Below are 19,060 nucleotides of genomic sequence, written 5' to 3' on the forward strand. Positions count from 1 at the left end.
CCCTTTTAGTTCGACTTCGACAATGTGATCCGCGACAGGCCGGCCGCACCAGCCAGCACCGCCGTGTCGCCGCGCAACGCCATCGCGAAGATGCCGCCCGGCTGGCTCGCGCCAAGTTTTTGAAACGTTGCCCCCTGATCGGCGCTCTCGAGCAGCTCACCCGCCTGGGTCGCGAGAAGAAGGTGACCGTTCGGCAGTTCAGCCGACGCCAGAATGCTCGCGCCGGTCGGCAGCGTGATCTTCTCCCAGGTCGCGCCGCTGTCGATGGAGCGATATGCGTTGCCGAGCAGACCGTAGACGATCAACGCGTTGCCCGAGGAAGCGAGACCGAAGAGGCTGCCCTTCGACGGCGTAGGCACCGCGACGAAACGCTGCTTGCCCGGATCGAGCTTGAGCAGAAGCCCCTGTTCGCCCACGATATAAAGCGTCCCGTTGATACGGCGCATTGCATGCAGGTTCAACGCGTTGGGATTGTTGACGCGATCGAACCAGGGCACCCAGTTCTTGCCGCCGTCGTCGGTGTGAAAAATGATGTTGAACGAGCCGATGACCCAGCCCGAACGCTCATCATCAAACCAGACGTCGAGGAAAGGACGTCCCCCCCGGTCTGCTTCGAAGCGCTCTGCCTCTTCGCGCGACGCCTTCAGATCGGGTGAATCGCCCTGCTGCTTCGCGTAGTAGGCGCTCATCAGCTTCGCCGCCTGCTGGCCGTCGAGCTGCCGCGTCCAGGTATTGCCGCCGTCGGTGGTGTGCAGCACCTCGCCGTCGTGTCCGACCGCCCAGCCGAGCGCGGCCGACTTGAACGTGACAGCGACCAGATCCGAACTCACCGGCACCTGGACCTGGCGCCAGTGCATGGCCATGTCGTCCGAAACCAGAATCGCCCCGCGCGGGCCTACCGCGACCAGACGCTGTCCGGCCTGGGCCAACGCGATCAGCGGTTCATGCGCGGCCTGCAGGTTGATCACGGCAGGCGAACGCATCGGATCGGCGAATTCGGCATGGACCGACCCGCTGGCGGCGCATGCCGCCGCGACGAGTGCCAGCCAACGAAACAGGGTATTGCGCATTGTGTCTCCTTCACAGTAACTGGCGATCGGTCACGCGAACAGTCCTGGATTTTTATGAAACTTCTCTGTGCGCCATGCGATACCCGGCATGGCGCACGTACTGCGCCCTTCCTTGTACCTGAATCGGCTATCGCACGCCGGTCGACTGCATATGCTCAGGTGTAAAGAAGTCCTTCGTGAAGCTCGTGTTGAACATGATCCCAGGCGACTCCGCCGGATGGCTGCCGAAAATATAGATGCCGCTGTTGAAGTCGTAGAACCAGTTGCCCAGCGAATACGGCACCTTGTAGTCGTACGCAGGCGCCGTGGTCTCGAAGCCACCTCGATACAGCTTGCCGGACTGGTCATAGGCGTCCATCATTCCGCCGCCACCGTCCTCGTCGAAATAGACCGTCTTTTTGCCATACACGTGACGCGAGCCCTGCTTAAGCGTCAAGTCGACGACCCACACGCGGTGCAGTTCCCAGCGCACATGATCCGGGCTGACGAAATGCGGCGTCAGGATCTTGCTCGCCGGCGTTTCGTACTGCTGCTTGTAGTCGTTGTATGGGATGTACATCTCTTTCTTGCCGACGAGCTTCGCGTCCCAGCGATCGATGCGTCCGTAGAACAACTGGATGTCGTCCATCGTGATCGCGCCCGAATAGCCGGGGTTCGGCGTGTCGTAGGCAAGGTCGGGCGCGACGCGCACGCGGCGCTGACCGGGGTTGTATTCCCACGATTGCTGGTTGTGATCGGCCGTATCGGTGAAGAACCAGTAGAGCGTGGTGTCGCCGATCATTCGCGCCGGCGCAACGAAATCGTTGTTGATGTATTGCCAGATCGCGAAACCGCCCTTCTTCCTGAATTCGCCTTCCTGTTTCAGATCGAAATATGGGTAGTACAGTGAGCTCTTGAATTGCGCGGCGAGGATCGGCGTGCCTCTCGAATCAACCAGCCACGTCTTCACGTTGTTGCGCTGGGCCGTACCCACGTAGCGCAGTTCCCAGTTCCACAATGCTTCCTGACCGTTCTTCGGCACCGGGAACGGCTTGCCGCCGAACGCACCGGAAACGAACAGGCCATTCTTTTCGAGCTTCGCGTTCTGCGCGTTCTTTTCCGAATTCTGGAGATACCAGTCCGGATACGACACCGAGCGATGGGTCGGATAGACGTCCATCCGATAGGTCGGATAACGCTTGAACAGCTCGATCGAACTCGCGCTCAGCTTGTCCGCGTACTGCTGATAGTTCTCGTTAGTGATTTGCAGCACTGCCTTCTCACCCGGGAACGGGTCTGCCCACTTGCCAGAATCTGCCTGGAATCCGGTCGGAAACTGTGTGATACCGCCTGTGTAGGCGGGAATCGTCCCGTCCTTGTTCCCGGCGATTTCAGCCCCGAAAGGCGTGATCCCGTTTTCGATCGCATTCGACATCGGCGCGGCGCAAATTGCTGCAGCAAGCGCGAACGCGTTAATCAACAGCCGGTGCTTCTTCAAAACTGTCTCCATCACTTTCCAGATTGACCCAATACCAAAAGCAACCACACTACTTTCGATGCGTGCGACTCGATCCAGCCTCCGCTGGTGAGACGTCCCGCCAGGCAAGCCGGGCGGGACGTCTCACTCAATACCTTATCCTCGACTCAGCGCGCAATTAGCGCACACCCGCAGATTGCATACGCTCCGGCGTGAAGTAGTCGTTCGGGAAGCTCACGTTGAACATGATCCCCGGCGACTCCGCCGGATGGCTGCCAAAAATATAGATGCCGCTGTTGAAGTCGTAGAACCAGTTACCGAGCGAATACGGAACCTTGTAGTCGTAGGCGGGCACCGTGGTTTCGAAGCCACCGCGATACAGCTTGCCCGACTGGTCATACGCGTCCATCATTCCGCCACCGCCGTCCTCGTCGAAATACAGCGTCTTCTTGCTGTAGATATGACGCGCGCCCTGCTTGAGCGTCAGGTCCACGACCCACACGCGGTGCAGTTCCCAGCGCACATGATCCGGATTCACGAAATTCGACGTGAGGATCTTGCTTGCAGGCGTATCGTACTGCTGCTTGTAGTCGTTGTACGGGATGTACATTTCCTTCTTTCCGACCAGTTTTGCGTCCCAGCGGTCGATCTTCCCGTAGAACAGCTGGATGTCATCCATCGTGATCGCGCCGGAATAGCCGGGGTTCGGGGTGTCATAGGCGAGATCGGGCGCCACGCGCACGCGGCGTTGGCCCGGGTTGTATGCCCACGATTGCTGATCGTGATCGGCCGAATCCGTGAAGTACCAGAAGAGCGACGTCTCGCCGATCAGACGGGACGGTGCGGCGTAGTCGTTATAGACCTGATACCAGATCGCAAGGGGACCCTTCTTGCGAAACTCCGCTTCATACTTAGGCTCGAAATACGGATAGAGCAGCGAACTCTTGAACTGTGCAGCAAGAATCGGAGTGCCTCTCGAATCGACGAGCCACGTCTTCACGTTGTTTTTCTGGGCCGTGCCCACATAACGCAATTCCCAGTCCCACAACGCTTCCTGACCGTTCTTCGGGACCGGGAACGGCTTACCGCCGAACGCGCCCGAAATATAAAGGCCATTCTTTTCGAGCTTGGCGCTTTGCGCGTTCTTCTCCGAGTTCTCGAGGTACCAATCCGGATACGAAACGGAGCGGTGCGTCGGGTAGATGTCCATCCGGTAAGTCGGATAGCGCTTGAACAGTTCGATCGAAGCGGCGCTCAGCTTGTCGGCGTATTGCTGATAGTTCTGGGCCGTGATTTGCAGAACAGGCTTTTCACCGGCAAAAGGGTCCGCCCATTTTCCGGAGTCGGGCTTGAAGCCGGCCGGGAATTCCTTGATGCCGCCCGTGTAGGCGGGAATCGTGCCGTCCTTGTTGCCGGCAATTTCCGCTCCGAACGGGGTAATCCCGCTCTCGATTGCCAGCGTATAGGGTGAAGCCCAAACTGCGGCGAGTATCGCCAGCGCCTTAAGAAGCTTTGGGAGTCTTTTCACAGGTGCCTCCATCATCAAAACGTTGTCTGATAGGTGATGCCGATCCACGACTTGTCGCTATACGGTGCGCCGAGTGCAGTCGCGGCTCCCGTCGTAGAGTACCCCTTCTTGTTCATGTAATACGTGTAGGTCACGTTCACCTGGTGCTTGTTGTAAATCGTGAAATCAAGCCCGACCACGAACGTGTTCTGCCCTTGTGCTTCGGCCGCTGGCGTAATGACCGAAGAGTAGCCCTTCAGATTCAGATTGACGAACAGTGGCATCGTCAGATCGACCCCCGGGAACACCTGATACCACTGCGGGCTCGCACCAATGCCGATTCCAGCCCAGAAGCGCGTCGAGCAGTTGTTGAAGGGGTTGTTCCCCGATGCTGAGCATTGGCCGGTCGTGTCATAGCTGGAATTCGCAAAGTTGCCCGCATTGTGTGTCACGCTCAGCAGCTGGTTGAACGCGAATTCAGCCTGAAGGAACATGTTGTCCCACAAGGGCGTCTTGCCGAACGACTGCGTGACGTTCAGCAGACCGTGCAGCGTGCGACCCGTCGGCGCGTCGTTGACCGTCGTGGTATTGACGGCTGTGAGCGGCATGTTCCAGCGATACGACAGTTCGCCCGCCACTGCCGCGTTGCCGATTGCGCTGTTGAAGCCAGCGCCGATCAGGTTCACGTTGTTGCCGTACTTCGCCGTAACACCGGGCAGGTTGAAGCCAGGGAAGAGTTGCGGTCCGGCACCCGGGAGCAGCACCGCCGCCCATGGCATCTTCATGGCGAAGTGGCGATACGTGAATTCATAGGTCGTTGCGAGCGAATCGACTCGCCACTTGCCGTTCAAGCCGATGTCGCCTATCTGACCTTTGGTCGGCGCGATGCGAGGAATCCCAAACGTGCCCAGCCCCGGAATGGTTTCGTAGCTGGCGATCGGAGGGCCGTAGAGGATCGGATCCGCGCCGCCGAAATAGGTGCCGCCTTCAGGCAGCCGGTCGTGATTCCATTCGAACGTGTACTGTGCCCCGAGGGAAATCGTGTCGGTAATGTTCGCCGTCACGGCGGCCTGAGCCGTTGGCAACACGATTTCCTTGAGCGAAGCGCTCGGGCTCTGCGTCAGCTTCATCAGGTCGAGCGGCTGTTGACCGATCGCCACCGAGTTCGCACCACCCAGCGTAGCGAACGCCGACTGCCCCCAGGTAATCGCCGTCCGGCCGAGCTTGACGTTGACAGAGTGACCACCGAGGTCGAAGGTGTTGAACACGAACGCATCACGCAGTTCGGCGCTCGGCCCCTGATAGTACTTCTTGATGTAGCTCGTGTACTCGTTGTTCGGATAGTTCGGCAGAAACGCCGGATTGCTCGTATTGTGATTCTTGAACGTCGGGTCGTACCACGCGTCCATGCTGATGCGGAAGCCGGACGTTTCCTTGTACTTGAAATCGAACTCGCTGTAGAGGTTCAGCATCGCCTGGATCGTGCTGAACTTCGGCGTCGACAGATTGCCTTCATCGTACGTCGGACTGCTGGTGTAGAACTGGTCCGGGTTCTGCAGCCGGATGCCGTAGTCCGCGCGCACCGTGTTGTCCCATTGCATGTCGATGTCCGGGTTCGGCACATCGAAGTGGAATGCATTGGCGTTCGCGCTCCACAACCCGCATGCCGCGGCGATACAGGCGGCGTGTACGCCAAGGCTGATCGCCCTTGGCTTAAGACTCTTCTGTTTCATGCGTCTCCTCTTGTCTTTGTCGAACTGCCGCAGAAAAGGCCAAGGCCGTTGGATTCCCGCAGTCTTAGCAATGAAGCGAAACCGGCCTCCCCCACCTCATCAGCATCGCGTTTCAGATACCTCCTACCACGTCACCAGAATACGAATGCTGTTCGCAAAGATAAACGCTCGAAACTCGACTGTCAACGCTCGCCCACCCCTACGTGATGCATTTTTTCGAACGCCGTTCGAAATTCGGGGTAAACGTGGGTTTGCGATTGGTGACGAATTCGAAGCGATGCGCGCATGACCGGAGCACGCATCGGTGCCCGATGCGTGGCCAGCGCGTCGCGCAAACGGGATGCCGCGACGCTTGCATTGACAAGGCATCCGCGTCGCCTGCGAGGAATGGCGATGCAAACCATGGGTGGCTTCCTGGCAATCCGCGAGAGCGGATCATGAATCGATCTGCAGGCCGCACGCAGCCGGGATTTTTCGGCTCGAGTCCGGTACGCGGTGCAGATCAGGGACGAGGTAGTCTTTCGTCTGTCACTTCGAACGCGAAAGGAGGACGAATCGCGGAAGCAGCCGAAAACGCTTGTGCGATTGGGTCAGTTTCCCTGGAAGTGCATCCATATATTCTGACCACAAATCGCGACAAGACAAAATTCCTTATCCCGCGCCTGGGCAGGAGTGCATTTCTGGTTTTCGGGGAGGCGGTGGGAACACTCGCCAGGCTCCGTCGTCGTGCCGAAAGAAGAATATCGCGAGGGACCTCTCCGAGGCAGACGACCGCGCGAGCACACACCTCGTCTGACTCGAATTTGCGAAGGTACATCGGGTTACGTGCACCGGGGTGGTCGCAGTTGGCGCGAGCCACTTTTCGATGAGCGAACGCAAAGAACTTTCTCCACGCTTCATGTCCTGCTCCTTCAACCGCCCCGTGTGCGCCGCTGGCAATCGCTGCCACGAACGCAAAAATTGGCGACCTTGACCGGCCCGGCCTGACAGCTGCGAATCTCCGTTCCGGCTTCCGACGCTGCGAGAAAAATCTGCTTCTGCCGTAATGTGTCGTTTGACTAAATAGTAGTGGTCAGCCGACCCATTATCAAGCCCAAGTGGCACCAGGGGAAATGCTGGTATGGACAGAACCATGCTGCAGTGGAGTACGATATGTGACGCAGCAATTAAATGGTTGAGACGCCATCTGAAAGTAATTAGTCGATGGACGAATTTTTATTCGTCAGCTGACTATCATCAGATCAAAAAGTCGCGGCTGGCCGATCAGGATCGAGCGATGCTCGTATCAGGTGGGGAATGATCTGCAGGTTTGCATATCCGGGACTGACAATGCGCGCGACAGGCAGCAGACGCGAAGGAGAGCACGACAGATGAAAGACCTGACTATCTCATCGGCAGATCTCGACAAGACGGCGGAAGACGGACCAAGACGGCGAGGGAATCGAACCACCCGCGTGCCCGCCATCATCGAAGTGGCGATCGAGGTCTTTGCATCGGAAGGTAACGCTGGGTTCACCCAACGCCGCATTGCCAGCGACGCGGGAATCCGACTGAGGACCTTGCAGCACTATTTCAGCACTCGCGAAGAACTATTGCGGGCCACGATCGAGGCATTTACAGATCGCTATTTCGAACACTATCGGACGATCGCAGAAGACAAACGGCGGCCACCGGAGACCCGGTTGGAAGTCATCGTCGACGAGGCGTTCTCTGTGCTGACGGCGCCCGGCGGCCAGCGCGTTAGCGCGTTTGTTCTGGAAACGTGGAGTCTGGCGGAGCACGAGCCCGTCTTGCATGCGTTGATGGCGAAAACCACCGCGGATTTCCAGGCTTTGCTGGCGGAACTGATCGCACAGATAAACCCGACCTTGGCGGCGAGAGAATGTACGCTGCGCGGTGCCCTGCTCCTTTCACATCTTCAGGGCCTCGTCGTCTATCTTCGCCGGGCCCACACGAACACACTCGATGTCGACTCGTTCCGTCACGCCATGAAGGTTGTCTGGCGCGCGCTGAGCAAGGCATCGCCATAGAACGAGGCGCGGGCGATATGACGGGCGTACCGAGCCGTAGATAGTCTTCTACAGACGCCCATGGTCACAATGGCCTGCTAAGGCCATCGCAACCGTTCTTCAGCGCGCCACGTCCCAGACAAGAGGCAAGTGGTACAGCGTGCCGTTCACACCTCCGTGGACACCGGCCTTCTCGCCAGGCTTGATCTGGAAATCGGGAATCCGCTTCAGCCATTCCTGAAGGAAAACCTTCAATTCCACGCGTGCAAGGAACGAGCCGGGACAACGATGCGCGCCATTGCCGAACGTCGAATGGATCGGCGTGGGCCGAGTGAAATCCACCGTCAGCGGATCGTCGAACTTTCGCTCGTCCAGACCGTGCAGCGTGGTCGGCATGACGATCATGTCGCCCGCCTTCATCAGCACGCCCTTGTATTCGAAGTCGTGTGTGATCCGCCGCCCTTGATTCACCACCGGGAAGCGCCGCAGAAGCTCGTCCACGGCCTTCTGCGTCAGTTCGGGATTGTCGATCAGCTGCTTGCGGTGGGCCGGGCTGCCGGCGAGGAATCGCGCGATAAAACCCATTGCCGAGGCAACCGTGTCGAGGCCGCCAATCAGCACGAGACCGCAAAGCCCGCGCACTTCTTCGTCGGTGAGCGCACGCCCGTCGATCTTCGAATGGACGATCTTGCTGATCAGGTCGTCACCCGGATTCGCGCGGCGCTCCGCGATCTTCACCCCCAGGTACTGGAAAATCGCACCGAGCGCCTTGAGCTTCTCGTTGGCATCGACCGGGCGGACCATCTTGTCGGCGAGGCCGAGCAAGTACTCGCGATCCTCGGCGGGCAGCGCCACCATGTTCATGAAGATGCCGATTGGCAGATGCTGCGCAAACCCCGATACGAATTCCACCTCGCCTTTGGGATAGAAACCCTCGATCAGTTCGATCGCCATTTCGCGCGCCTTCTCCTCGAGCTTGCCGATTGCCTGCGGCATGAACGCAGGCGCGATCAGCGCGCGATAGGCGGTGTGCTGCGGAGGATCGAAGAAGATCGGCGGCAACGGTTGATGCTCGACGAGCGGCACCGTCAGCTGCTTCGACGAGAAATTCTCGTAGTCCTTGAGGATGTGATAGATGTCATCGCCGCGCGTCGCGATCCAGTGTCCGCCGTTTCGCGGTGTCCACAGAATGTCGGGAATGCCTTCGGCGTGCAACTGCTTGAGCGACAGATGATAGTCGTCCTCGGCACCCGGCGGATTGTAGATATCGATGTCGAACACACGTTCGGGCGATACGTGCGCGGGAATTGGCGCGAGCTCCGGAGCCGCGCCATGAGCAGCTACTGACATCTGTTGTCTCCTTTTTCGAATCGACCGGTATCGGCGGTCGGGACCATTCTGGGTCGTCGGGCAAACTGCGATTACAGAAACGCTCCGTACAGTTCGAGATGGTGTTCGGTGTTTCCCCAGGTCATATCGATGCAGGTGAGCCGCTTCACGTACCACCCCACCGCCAGTTCGTCGGTCATACCCATCCCGCCGTGCAGTTGCACCGCTTGCTGTGCCACGAAGCGCGCACTACGGCCGATCAGCGCCTTGGCGGCTGTGACGGCACGATGGGCTTCGCGGTCGTCGTCCTCGCCGAGCTTGGCGGCGGCAAAGTAGACGATCGATTTCGCCTGCTCTACCGCGGTCAAAATATCGGCGGCGCGATGCTGCAGCGCCTGGAATTTACCGATCGGCGAACCGAACTGCTTTCGCGTGCGCAGGTATTCAAAGGTCAGTTCGCTCAACCGCGACATCGCGCCGACGCGCTTCCGCGCACAGCGCAAAAATGCCTTGATCGACCGCCCACTCGAGCAGGGGGTAGCCCTGATCGAACGCGCCGATGACAGCCTTTGCATCAACGCGAACGTCCTCCAGCACCACCTCGGCGACTCGCTGGCCATCGAGTGCGGGAAATCCTCTGACGCGGACGCCTTGGGTTCGCGCATCGACGGCGAAGAGTGTGATGCCGTGCTGATCGGTCTGCTCGCCCGCGGTACGCGCCGAAACCAGCAGAATGTCCGCACTGTCGCCGTGCAATACGACGCCCTTCCGTCCATTCAGGATGAACCCGTCACGCGTGGTCTCGGCCCTCGTCGCAACATTCCACAAATCGAAACGCGCGCCGGGTTCGAGCGTCGCCAGCGCGGTCTTCAGGCTGCCGTCGGCGATGCCGGTCAGCAACTCGGCCTTGCGCGCCTCGTGTCCTGCGCGCCCGATCAGCTTCGCGCCGAGCACCGCGGTCGAAACAAACGGCTCCAATACGAGTCCACGGCCGAAGGCTTCCATCACGAGCATGGTCTCGACCGGCCCCGTGCCAAGGCCGCCATGATCCTGCGGCACGTTCAGTGCCAGCACGCCCATTTCGGCCAGCGTAGTCCAGTGCGCAGCCGACCAGCCCTCGGGCGTAGCGGCGAGACGGCGTCGCGCCTCGAAGTCGTATTCCTTTTCGACGAAACGGCCGACCACGTCGGCCAGCATCTGTTCCTCTTCAACCAGCGTGAAGTCCATGGCGTGTCCTCAGATGCCGAGCGCCTGCTTGGCGATGATGTTTTTCTGCACTTCAGTCGAACCGCCGTAGATCGAAATCTTGCGCCAGTCCAGGTAGTGCGCGGCCAGCGCGTTGAGCAACTCGCCGTTCGCGGTTTCGCCCTGCCAGTCCGCCTCCAGCGCCTCGCTTACAAAAGGCACCGCATAGGGGCCTGCGCACTCCATGATCAGTTCCGTAAGCTCCTGCTGAATCTCCGAACCGCGGATTTTCAGCACCGAAGCCTCCGGTCCGATCGGACGTCCCGCTGTTTCGGCCGAGACGACGCGCAGCAGCGACCATTCGTGCGCGATCAGATCGATTTCCACCCTGGCGATGCGATCGCGAAAGCGGACGTCCTCGATGAGCGGCTTGCCGTGCTTACGCTCGGTGCTGGCAATTTCCTTCAGACGTCGCATGAAACGCTTGCAGTTGCCAAGCCCCGCGATGTTGGTCCGCTCGTGGCCGAGCAGGTACTTCGCGATCGACCAGCCGCGATGCTCTTCACCGACGAGATTGCTCACCGGCACTTCCACGTTATCGAAAAACACTTCGTTGACGTCGTGGCCGCCGTCGAGCGTGCGGATCGGTCTGACCGTGATGCCGGGCGTCGACATATCGATCAGCAGGAACGAGATGCCTTCCTGCGGACGGCCGCTGCCATCCGTGCGAACCAGGCAGAAAATCCAGTTCGCCCACTGGGCAAACGAAGTCCAGATCTTTTGGCCGTTGACCACGTAGAACGACTGACCGTCGCGCTCGACGCGGTCCGCACGCGTCTTGAGCGACGCCAGATCGGAACCCGCCCCCGGCTCGGAGTAACCCTGACACCACCAGTCCTCCATCGAGACGATGCGCGGCAGAAACCGTTCGCGCTGCGCGTCGGTGCCGAACTTCTGGATCACCGGTCCGACCATCGAAAGGCCAAACGGCATCTGGCGCGGCGCGCCGGCGGTAAAGCATTCCTCGTCGAAAATGTTGCGCTGCGCGGCATTCCAGGCGGCGCCGCCGAATTGCGCGGGCCATGCAGGTGCGCCCCATCCGTTCCCGGCCAGAATGCGTTGCCAGCGCACATAGTCTTCGCGCGGCACATGGCGGAAGTTCAGCACCCGTTCACGAATGTCGTCGGGCAAATGCGTCGCTACAAATTCGCGCACCGTGGCGCGAAATTCCTTGTCGGCGGGACTCTCTTTCAGGTCCATTTCAGCCTCCCGCCGGGCCGCCCCAAGGGAGGCTGAAGCCCCCCCCGGGGGGCCGCGAACAACAGTGAACATGGGGGTCGTTTCATTTCAGGCTCCAGTCGCTGCCCGGCAAAGCACGTCGGCGTTGCCGGGCGCGGTTTCAGGCAATTTCCACGATGCCGTTGTTCAGCACCACCACGTCGCGCGCGTCGACGCGCGCGCGCAAATGCAGGCGCGTGTCACTGTCCCGCCAGAACTGGAAGCGCACTTCTTCGCCGGGGTACACCGGCGAAGTCAGGCGCAACGCCAGTCGCTTCAGGCGCGATGCGTCGTTGCCCGCAAACCTGCGAATCGCTGCGTAACCCGCCATACCGTAGGTCGCGAGGCCGTGAAGAATGGGACGGCTGAAGCCAGCCTTCGATGCTACCTCCGGGTCCGCGTGCAGCGGGTTCGCATCGCCCGAAAGGCGGTAGATCAACGCAGCATGGGCACCGGTCGGGAACACGTATTCCGCATCGGGCGCACGCTCGGGCACCGCCGGAAGCGCTTCGGGCGGCGCGTCGCTCGCGCCCGACTCGGCGCTGAACCCGCCGTCGCCACGCAGAAAGGACACCTGCCGGACTTCGGCAAGCTGTTCGCCCGTCGAGGCGTCGATGATGTCGCGCTTGAGTTCGACGATCGCCCCTTTGCCCGCGCCTTTGTCCGAGATGCGGCTCACCCGCGTCTTGCTGACGATGGTCGCCGCCACCGGCATCGGGCGCACGAAACGCACGTCCTGCTCACCATGCACGAGCTTCAGGTAGTCGATGCCGGTGCGCGGGTCGCGCATCCACGATTTCGGCCACGCGAACGCGGCCGCGCAGGTCGGCATCGCTTGCAGGTCCTTTTCGTACACGTAGCGCAGCTGTTCGGTGTCGAGCGGGTCTCCGCCCAGCCCGAGACCCAGCGAATACAGCATCACGTCGCGCTCGCTGTACGTCTGCGTAACATCCTCGATCGGCCAGTTCTTGACGACTTCGTAGTTCAGCATGAGGTGATAGTCCTATGTGTGCTCAGTGGTCCGTGAAGTTCGGCTTGCGCTTCTCGAGGAAGCTCGCCATGCCTTCCTTGTAGTCATCGCACTGGTTGGCGATCGGCATGTCCAGTCCGGCGTACATCACCGCCTCGTGGGGCGTCTGGAATGGCACCTCCCAGACCTGCTCCTTCATGATGCGCATCGAGCGCGGCGAGCAGTACTCGGCCATTTCGCGCGCGTAGGCATAGGTCTCCTCGACGAGCTTGTCGGCCGGGATTGCCCGATTCACGAGTCCCATCCGTTCGGCTTCACGCCCCTTGATCTTGCGTCCCGACATCAGCAGATCGAGCGCGTGCGCCTGGCCGACGTGGCGCGCGAGTATCCAGGCCATGCCGTATTCCGCGGTCAGGCCCCGGCGCGCGAATGCCGTCGTGATGGTGGCGTCTTCCGACGCAAAGCGGAGGTCGCAAAAGAGCGCGTGGATCAGGCCAATGCCGACCGTCGCACCGTTGAGCATCGCGATCACCGGTTTCGGGATGGCCGGATAGTACGAGCAGCGCGTCTGCCAGTCGGCGCGCTTGCGCATGTCGAACGGGCGCGGCAGCTTCGTCATCAGCGCGGCCGGGTCGCCGCCAAAGCTGTGAATATCGCCGCCCGCGCAAAACGCCTTGCCAGCACCGGTGAAAACGATGACGCGCACGCCATGATCCGCGCCCGCCGCCTGCATCGCCTCGTACACCTCGGTCGCCACCTGGTCGTTCCAGGTGTTCATGTGTTCCGGACGGTTCAGCGTGATCGTTGCAATACGGTCCTTGACGTCGTACAGAATGGTCTCGAAGCGCATGAGATCCCTCCAAAGCTCAGAATGAACGCGGCAGGTCGAGCACGTGCTCGGCGACGTAGGACAGAATCAGGTTCGTCGAAATCGGCGCCACCTGATAGAGACGCGTTTCGCGGAACTTGCGTTCGACGTCGTATTCGCATGCGAACCCGAAACCGCCATGTGTCTGCAGACAGGCATTGGCGGCCTTCCACGAAGCCGTGGCCGCGAGATGCTTCGCCATGTTCGCTTCCGCGCCGCACGGCTGATGATTGTCGAACAGCTCGCAAGCCTTGTAGCGCATGAGGTCGGCCGCACGCACGTCGATGTATGACTCGGCAATCGGAAACTGGATGCCCTGATTCATGCCGATCGGCCGGTCGAACACGATGCGCTCGCTCGCGTACTTCGATGCGCGATCGACGAACCAGTAGCCGTCGCCGATACACTCGGCGGCGATCAGTGCGCGCTCGGCGTTGAGCCCGTCGAGGATGTACTTGAAACCTTTGCCTTCCTCGCCGATCAGGTTCTCTTCAGGGATTTCCAGATTATCGAAGAACAGTTCGTTCGTCTCGTGGTTGACCATGTTCGGAATCGGTCGCACGGTCAGGCCATTGCCGATCGCCTGATGCAGGTCCACGAGGAAGCACGACAGCCCATCCGACTTCTTCTTCACGTCCGACAGCGGCGTGGTGCGCGCGAGCAGGATCATCATGTCCGAGTGCTGCACGCGTGATATCCACACCTTCTGGCCGTTGACCACGTAACGGCCGTCTTTTTTTACAGCGTTGGTCTTCAGCTTTGTCGTGTCCGTTCCGGTGGTCGGCTCAGTCACGGCCATCGATTGCAGACGCAACTCTCCGCTCGCGATCTTCGGCAGGTATTTGCGCTTTTGCGCTTCCGAGCCATTACGCAGCAGAGTATTCATGTTGTACATCTGGCCGTGGCAGAACCCGGAGTTGCCGCCGTTGCGGTTGATCTCCTCCATGATCACGGACGCCTCGGTCAACCCGAGGCCGGAACCGCCATACTCCTGTGGAATCAGCGCAGCCATCCAGCCGGCCTTCGTCAGTGCGTCGACGAAGGCCTCCGGATAGACGCGCTCATGATCGATACGGCGCCAGTACTCGTCCGGGTACTCCTTCGAGAGGTCGCGCAACGCGTCGCGCAGTTCCTGATATTGATCGGGTTTGGAAATTCGGCTCATGAATGGATTCCGTTTGCTTGGCTGGACGCGCGGCTCACGCTGCTGCATCGATCAGCCCGCCGGCATTGGCGAGCTGGGTCAGATGATGTTCGGTCGAACCGAACTGGATATCGATCACGCTCAGGCGTCTCAGGTAGTGGCCGATCTTGCACTCTTCGGTCATCCCGATGCCGCCGTGAAGTTGCACGCCTTGCTGACCGACGAAACGGCCCGAGCGTCCGATCTGCACTTTCGCCGCGGACATACTGCGATCGCGTTCGGCCGCATCCGGCTCCTCGCTCATCATGGTCGCGAAGAGCGCCATGCTGCGCGCCTGCTCCACCATGACGAGCATGTCGACCGCGCGATGCTGGAGCGCCTGAAACGATCCGATAGGCACGCCAAACTGCTTGCGGACCTTCAGATACTCGACCGTTTCTTCGTGCGCGGCGGCCATTGCGCCCACGGCTTCCGCGCTCACCGCCGCGATGGCGTGCGCAACGACCGTTTCGATCAGCGGCAACGCGGCGCCCGCCACGCCCAGCACGTCGCTATCCGCAACGCGCACGCCGGACAATTCGATGTCTGCCGCACGCAACCGGTCTTGCGTCGGATACGAGTGGCGCGTCATGCCCGCCGCGTCGCCCCTGACCACGAACAGACCGATGCCGTCGCGCGCGCGTCTGCCGCCCGACACGCGCGCCGACACCACCAGAAGATCGGCGCTGCCGCCGTGCAGCACCACGCGCTTGGCGCCGTCGAGCACCCAGCCGTCGGCGTCGCGCCGTGCGGTGGTCGCAACGTCCGCAAGGTCGTAGCGCGACTGCGCCTCGCTGTGGGCGAACGCCATCTGCAGCTCACCCTGCGCAATCTGCGGCAGAATCGCCGCGCGTTGCGCCGCGTTGCCGCCCAGGCGCACGAAGCCGCCGCCCAGCACGACCGTCGCAAGATACGGTTCGACTGCGAGCCCACGGCCCAACGCCTCCATCACGATCATCGTTTCGACCGGGCCGCAGTTACTGCCGCCGTATTCCTCGTGGAACGAAAGGCCCAGCAGACCCATGTCGGCGTAACGCGCCCAGAGCTCCCGGCTGAAACCGTCAGGCTCAGCGAGATACTTCGCGCGCTGCTCGAAGCCGTACTCGTCCTTGACGAGCCGCTCGACGCTGTCCTTGAGCATGCGTTGCTCATCGGTGAAATCAAAGTCCATATCTGATGCTTCTCCGCAGTTCGCCGGTCGCTCAAAGTCCGAGCACGGACTTGGCGAGAATGTTCTTCTGAATCTCGTTGGAGCCGCCCACGATCGAGACGTGGCGCGCGAAGTAGTGATTCGGCGCGATCGTGAGCCCCCATTCGGGTTCCCGAACCGGATCGCCAAGCCCGCGCAGGAAGTCTAGATCGAGCGGCAAGGCGTCCGGCCCTGCGACCTCGAGGAGCAATTCAGCCGCGAGTTGCTGCAGTTCCGAACCCTTGATCTTCAGGATCGAAGTCTTCGGGTCGGGCACGTGGCTGTCCTGCGCGCTGCTTTCGGCGATCACGCGCATCTGCGTCATTTCCAGGGCCTTCAGCTCCACCTCGACGGCCGCGACACGTTCGCGAAAACGCGGGTCGTCCCACAGCACGCCGTCGCCGCAGGGCACGCGCTTCGCGAGCTCCTTCGCATGACGCACGCGCATCTTCGAAACGCCCACGCGCGCGATGCCGCTGCGCTCGTTGCCAAGCAGATATTTCGCGTAATCCCAGCCCTTGTTTTCCTCGCCGATCCGGTTCGCAACCGGCACGCGCACGTTGTCGAAAAACACCTCGTTGGTTTCATGGTGGCCGTCGATCGTGATGATCGGGCGCACGGTCAGGCCCGGTGTCTTCATGTCGATTAGCAGGTACGTGATGCCCTGCTGCTTCTTGCCGCTCGAATCCGTGCGCACGAGACAGAACATCCAGTCGGCGTGATGCGCGGTCGAAGTCCACAGCTTCTGCCCGTTGATCACGTAGTGGTCGCCGTCGCGGACCGCCTGGGTTCGCAGCGCGGCCAGGTCCGAACCGGCGCCGGGCTCGGAAAACCCCTGGCAGAACCAGTATTCGAGGCTCGCGATGCGAGGAAGGAAATGGCGCTTCTGCTCTTCGCTGCCGAACGCGATCAAAACCGGACCGATCATGTTCACGTTGAACGACAGCGTCTCGGGCGCCGGCGCCATGTGCAGCTCTTCCTTGAAGATGTACTGCTGCACCGCGCTCCAGCCCGTCCCGCCCCACGCCTTGTCCCACGCGGGAGTCGCCCAGCCGCGCTCGTACAGAATGCGCTGCCAGCGGCGCAGGTCGGCCGCCGAATAACGCTGCCCCAAGTTCGCCTTGCGTCGAATGTCGGCGGGCAGCGCTTCCTTGAAGAAGGCTCTCACCTCATTGCGGAACGCCAGCTCTTTGTCGGTATATCGCAGATCCATGAGTGTCTCGTCTCGTCTTGATGGGTCGCCTGACGGTGCGGATCAGGCCAGCGTTCCCGCTTCTTTCAGCTCGCCGATGCGGCCCGGATCGAGCCATGCGGCCAGCGCGGCCTCGACCGTGGACGCGTCGGGGGCCTCGGGCGGCGTCGGCTTCGCGGGCACGGTGGCGGAAAAGCGTGGCGCCGGCGCGGGCTGCACGATGCCGTCGACTTCGATGAACGTGCCGCGCGCCTTCAGATGCGCATGCTCGGGTGCCTCGGTCCACGACAGCACGGGAGCAAAGCACGCGTCCGTATGCTCGAGCAGAGTCGACCATTGCTCGCGCGTGCGGCTCTTGAACTTGAGCGCGAACAGCGCGCGTGCCGCGGGCCAGTTGCTGGCGTCGAGCTGCGTTCCCAGCGTTTGCGGATCGATGTCGAGCAGGCGAAGCAGTTCGACATAGAACTTGTCCTCGATAGGGCCGACCGTGATCCACTTACCATCCGCGCATTCATACACGTCGTAGAAGTGCGATCCCGAGTCGGTGACATTCGTCCCGCGGCCGTCACGCCAGATGCCGGCGGCCTGCATGCCGAAGAACGTGGTGGCGAGGTTCGCCGTGCCATCGACGATTGCGGCATCCACGACCTGCCCGGCGCCGCCGTTGCGCGCATGCAGAATCGCCGAGAGCAGTCCCATTGCCAGGTACAGCGACCCGCCCGCATAGTCGCCGATCAGATTCAGCGGTATCGACGGTGGCTGGTCGCAGCGGCCAATTGCGTTGAGTACGCCGGTGATCGCGATGTAGTTCAGGTCGTGCCCGGCGTACCGCGCGAGCGGACCTTCCTGGCCCCACCCGGTGATGCGTCCGTAAGCGAGCTTCGGATTACGTTCGAGGCAGACCTGCGGGCCCAGCCCGAGCCGTTCGGTCACGCCCGGCCGGAAACCTTCTATCAGTGCGTCGGCGCGCTCCACCAGACCGAGCACGAGCTCGACGGCCTGCGGGTCCTTCAGGTCGAGCGCAATCGTCTTTCGGTTGCGCAGCAACAGGTTGTAGCGCAGCGGACGCTCGATACCGAGCTTGACCGGCTGGCGGCGCTCGATGCGCAACACCGTCGCGCCGAGATCGGCGAGCAGCATCGCCGCCATGGGCCCCGGCCCGATGCCCGCCAGCTCGACGATTCGAACTCCTGCAAGCGGCCCCATCGTTCACCCCTTGCGAGCGTGGGCGCGCATTGCGTCCCATTGCTCGTCGGTCCAGTCCTGCATGGCGCGGAAGGTCGGACCGCCCACACCCTGCATCCAGCGGCCGCCGTCGATCACGATCATGTCGCCGGTGATGTAGCCGGAGCCATCCGACGCCAGATAAGCGTAGAGATCGGCAAGTTCCGTGTGATCGCCGAAGCGCCGCAGTGGCACCGAGCGCTCCTGCGGCTCGACCTGCGAGCCGGGCGGGTACAACTGCTCCCATGCGCCCGGTGTCGGGAAAAGTCCGGGCGCCACCGCGTTCAGGCGAATGCCCTTCGGGCCCCACTCGACCGCGAGGCTGCGGGTCATCGCCAGAACACCCGCCTTCGCCGCGGCGGACGGCACGGTAAAGGCCGAGCCCGTCATCGTGGGCGTCGATACCGTGCTGATCACGTTGCCCGAGTGACCCGCGTCGATCCAGCGCTTGCCCGCCGCGATCGTGCAATAGAAGCTGCCGTGCAGCACGATGTCGAGCACCGCATCCACTGCCCGCGCCGACAGGCTTTCCGTGCGCGCGATGAAGTTGGCCGCCGCGTTGTTCAGCAACACGTCGAGCGGACCGTCCCGCCAGATCGTGTCCATCATCGACTCGACGGACTCCGCGCTGCGCACGTCCGCCTGCACCGTCGTGACACGGGCGCCCGGCACCACGCCGCGAAACTCGTCGGCCGTCGCGTCCAGCACTTCCTTGCGGCGACCACAGATGACGAGTTCGGCGCCCAGTTCGAGGTAGCGTCGGCCGATACTCTTGCCAAGGCCAGTGCCGCCTCCGGTGATGAGAATTCGTTTGTTCTTCAGCAGGTCGGGCGTAAACATATGCGTTGAACTTCCAGTAGAGACAGC

General features: G+C 61.5%; 16 protein-coding genes. 1 reads left to right on the plus strand and 15 read right to left on the minus strand.

What is annotated here, in order from left to right:
• Positions 1-5: 5 nt before the first annotated feature.
• The 4 genes from QFZ91_RS05655 to QFZ91_RS05670 form a co-directional block, all read right to left on the minus strand.
• Positions 6-1,070 carry a WD40/YVTN/BNR-like repeat-containing protein gene (locus tag QFZ91_RS05655; protein WP_429566539.1) on the minus strand — a complete coding sequence of 355 codons (1,065 nt, stop codon included), beginning with the start codon at positions 1,068-1,070 and terminating at the stop codon, positions 6-8.
• 127 nt (positions 1,071-1,197) lie between these two features.
• The gene (locus tag QFZ91_RS05660; protein WP_429566540.1) at positions 1,198-2,559 is read right to left on the minus strand and encodes a DUF1329 domain-containing protein; all 1,362 of its coding nucleotides are present in this window, start codon (positions 2,557-2,559) and stop codon (positions 1,198-1,200) included.
• Between the two features lie 145 nt (positions 2,560-2,704).
• Positions 2,705-4,054: a DUF1329 domain-containing protein gene (locus QFZ91_RS05665; protein WP_368597048.1), complete on the minus strand. Its 1,350-nt coding sequence runs from the start codon at positions 4,052-4,054 to the stop codon at positions 2,705-2,707.
• A 14-nt stretch (positions 4,055-4,068) separates the two neighbouring features.
• Positions 4,069-5,766, minus strand: coding sequence for a DUF1302 domain-containing protein (locus QFZ91_RS05670; RefSeq protein ID WP_429566541.1), 1,698 nt, complete (start codon positions 5,764-5,766; stop codon positions 4,069-4,071).
• Between the two features lie 1,370 nt (positions 5,767-7,136).
• Here QFZ91_RS05670 and QFZ91_RS05675 point away from each other — a divergent pair.
• Positions 7,137-7,796 carry a TetR/AcrR family transcriptional regulator gene (locus QFZ91_RS05675; protein WP_176122707.1) on the plus strand — a complete coding sequence of 220 codons (660 nt, stop codon included), beginning with the start codon at positions 7,137-7,139 and terminating at the stop codon, positions 7,794-7,796.
• 99 nt (positions 7,797-7,895) lie between these two features.
• On the opposite strand, the gene QFZ91_RS05680 is transcribed toward QFZ91_RS05675, so the two are convergent.
• The 11 genes from QFZ91_RS05680 to QFZ91_RS05730 all read right to left on the minus strand — a co-directional run bounded on the left by QFZ91_RS05680 (position 7,896) and on the right by QFZ91_RS05730 (position 19,033).
• Positions 7,896-9,125, minus strand: coding sequence for a cytochrome P450 (locus QFZ91_RS05680; RefSeq protein WP_429566542.1), 1,230 nt, complete (start codon positions 9,123-9,125; stop codon positions 7,896-7,898).
• Between the two features lie 71 nt (positions 9,126-9,196).
• Positions 9,197-9,568: an acyl-CoA dehydrogenase family protein gene (locus tag QFZ91_RS05685; protein ID WP_429566543.1), complete on the minus strand. Its 372-nt coding sequence runs from the start codon at positions 9,566-9,568 to the stop codon at positions 9,197-9,199.
• On the minus strand, positions 9,549-10,331 hold the full coding sequence (locus tag QFZ91_RS05690; RefSeq protein ID WP_429566544.1) for an acyl-CoA dehydrogenase family protein: 783 nt from the start codon (positions 10,329-10,331) through the stop codon (positions 9,549-9,551). The genes QFZ91_RS05685 and QFZ91_RS05690 overlap by 20 nt, the downstream gene beginning before the upstream one ends.
• A 9-nt stretch (positions 10,332-10,340) precedes the next feature.
• Entirely contained in the window at positions 10,341-11,549 is a 1,209-nt protein-coding gene (locus tag QFZ91_RS05695; protein ID WP_368597043.1) for an acyl-CoA dehydrogenase family protein, read from the minus strand.
• A 139-nt stretch (positions 11,550-11,688) separates the two neighbouring features.
• Positions 11,689-12,558: a MaoC/PaaZ C-terminal domain-containing protein gene (locus tag QFZ91_RS05700; RefSeq protein ID WP_176111370.1), complete on the minus strand. Its 870-nt coding sequence runs from the start codon at positions 12,556-12,558 to the stop codon at positions 11,689-11,691.
• 22 nt (positions 12,559-12,580) lie between these two features.
• On the minus strand, positions 12,581-13,387 hold the full coding sequence (locus QFZ91_RS05705; RefSeq protein ID WP_176378378.1) for an enoyl-CoA hydratase: 807 nt from the start codon (positions 13,385-13,387) through the stop codon (positions 12,581-12,583).
• Positions 13,388-13,403: 16 nt separating this feature from the next.
• Complete coding sequence (locus QFZ91_RS05710) at positions 13,404-14,570, minus strand: acyl-CoA dehydrogenase family protein (RefSeq protein ID WP_176122713.1); 1,167 nt, start codon at positions 14,568-14,570, stop codon at positions 13,404-13,406.
• A gap of 34 nt (positions 14,571-14,604) precedes the next feature.
• Positions 14,605-15,759, minus strand: a complete 1,155-nt coding sequence (locus QFZ91_RS05715) for an acyl-CoA dehydrogenase family protein (RefSeq protein ID WP_429566545.1) — start codon at positions 15,757-15,759, stop codon at positions 14,605-14,607.
• A 31-nt stretch (positions 15,760-15,790) separates the two neighbouring features.
• Positions 15,791-16,990, minus strand: coding sequence for an acyl-CoA dehydrogenase family protein (locus QFZ91_RS05720; protein ID WP_429566546.1), 1,200 nt, complete (start codon positions 16,988-16,990; stop codon positions 15,791-15,793).
• A 42-nt stretch (positions 16,991-17,032) separates the two neighbouring features.
• Positions 17,033-18,175 carry a CaiB/BaiF CoA transferase family protein gene (locus tag QFZ91_RS05725; protein WP_368597038.1) on the minus strand — a complete coding sequence of 381 codons (1,143 nt, stop codon included), beginning with the start codon at positions 18,173-18,175 and terminating at the stop codon, positions 17,033-17,035.
• Between the two features lie 3 nt (positions 18,176-18,178).
• On the minus strand, positions 18,179-19,033 hold the full coding sequence (locus QFZ91_RS05730; protein ID WP_429566547.1) for an SDR family oxidoreductase: 855 nt from the start codon (positions 19,031-19,033) through the stop codon (positions 18,179-18,181).
• Positions 19,034-19,060: the final 27 nt, after the last annotated feature.

It is taken from the genome of Paraburkholderia sp. JPY419 (assembly GCF_050435705.1).
Lineage (GTDB): Bacteria > Pseudomonadota > Gammaproteobacteria > Burkholderiales > Burkholderiaceae > Paraburkholderia > Paraburkholderia youngii.

Excerpts from the sequence above, each read along its gene's own strand:
- QFZ91_RS05705 (WP_176378378.1), bottom strand. The coding sequence starts at position 13,387 with ATGCGCTTCGAGACCATTCTGTACGACGTCAAGGACCGTATTGCAACG.
- QFZ91_RS05680 (WP_429566542.1), bottom strand. The coding sequence starts at position 9,125 with ATGTCAGTAGCTGCTCATGGCGCGGCTCCGGAGCTCGCGCCAATTCCC.
- QFZ91_RS05700 (WP_176111370.1), bottom strand. The coding sequence starts at position 12,558 with ATGCTGAACTACGAAGTCGTCAAGAACTGGCCGATCGAGGATGTTACG.
- QFZ91_RS05695 (WP_368597043.1), bottom strand. The coding sequence starts at position 11,549 with ATGGACCTGAAAGAGAGTCCCGCCGACAAGGAATTTCGCGCCACGGTG.
- QFZ91_RS05660 (WP_429566540.1), bottom strand. The coding sequence starts at position 2,559 with ATGGAGACAGTTTTGAAGAAGCACCGGCTGTTGATTAACGCGTTCGCG.
- QFZ91_RS05675 (WP_176122707.1), top strand. The coding sequence starts at position 7,137 with ATGAAAGACCTGACTATCTCATCGGCAGATCTCGACAAGACGGCGGAA.
- QFZ91_RS05730 (WP_429566547.1), bottom strand. The coding sequence starts at position 19,033 with ATGTTTACGCCCGACCTGCTGAAGAACAAACGAATTCTCATCACCGGA.
- QFZ91_RS05715 (WP_429566545.1), bottom strand. The coding sequence starts at position 15,759 with ATGGACTTTGATTTCACCGATGAGCAACGCATGCTCAAGGACAGCGTC.
- QFZ91_RS05725 (WP_368597038.1), bottom strand. The coding sequence starts at position 18,175 with ATGGGGCCGCTTGCAGGAGTTCGAATCGTCGAGCTGGCGGGCATCGGG.
- QFZ91_RS05710 (WP_176122713.1), bottom strand. The coding sequence starts at position 14,570 with ATGAGCCGAATTTCCAAACCCGATCAATATCAGGAACTGCGCGACGCG.
- QFZ91_RS05720 (WP_429566546.1), bottom strand. The coding sequence starts at position 16,990 with ATGGATCTGCGATATACCGACAAAGAGCTGGCGTTCCGCAATGAGGTG.
- QFZ91_RS05655 (WP_429566539.1), bottom strand. The coding sequence starts at position 1,070 with ATGCGCAATACCCTGTTTCGTTGGCTGGCACTCGTCGCGGCGGCATGC.
- QFZ91_RS05690 (WP_429566544.1), bottom strand. The coding sequence starts at position 10,331 with ATGGACTTCACGCTGGTTGAAGAGGAACAGATGCTGGCCGACGTGGTC.
- QFZ91_RS05670 (WP_429566541.1), bottom strand. The coding sequence starts at position 5,766 with ATGAAACAGAAGAGTCTTAAGCCAAGGGCGATCAGCCTTGGCGTACAC.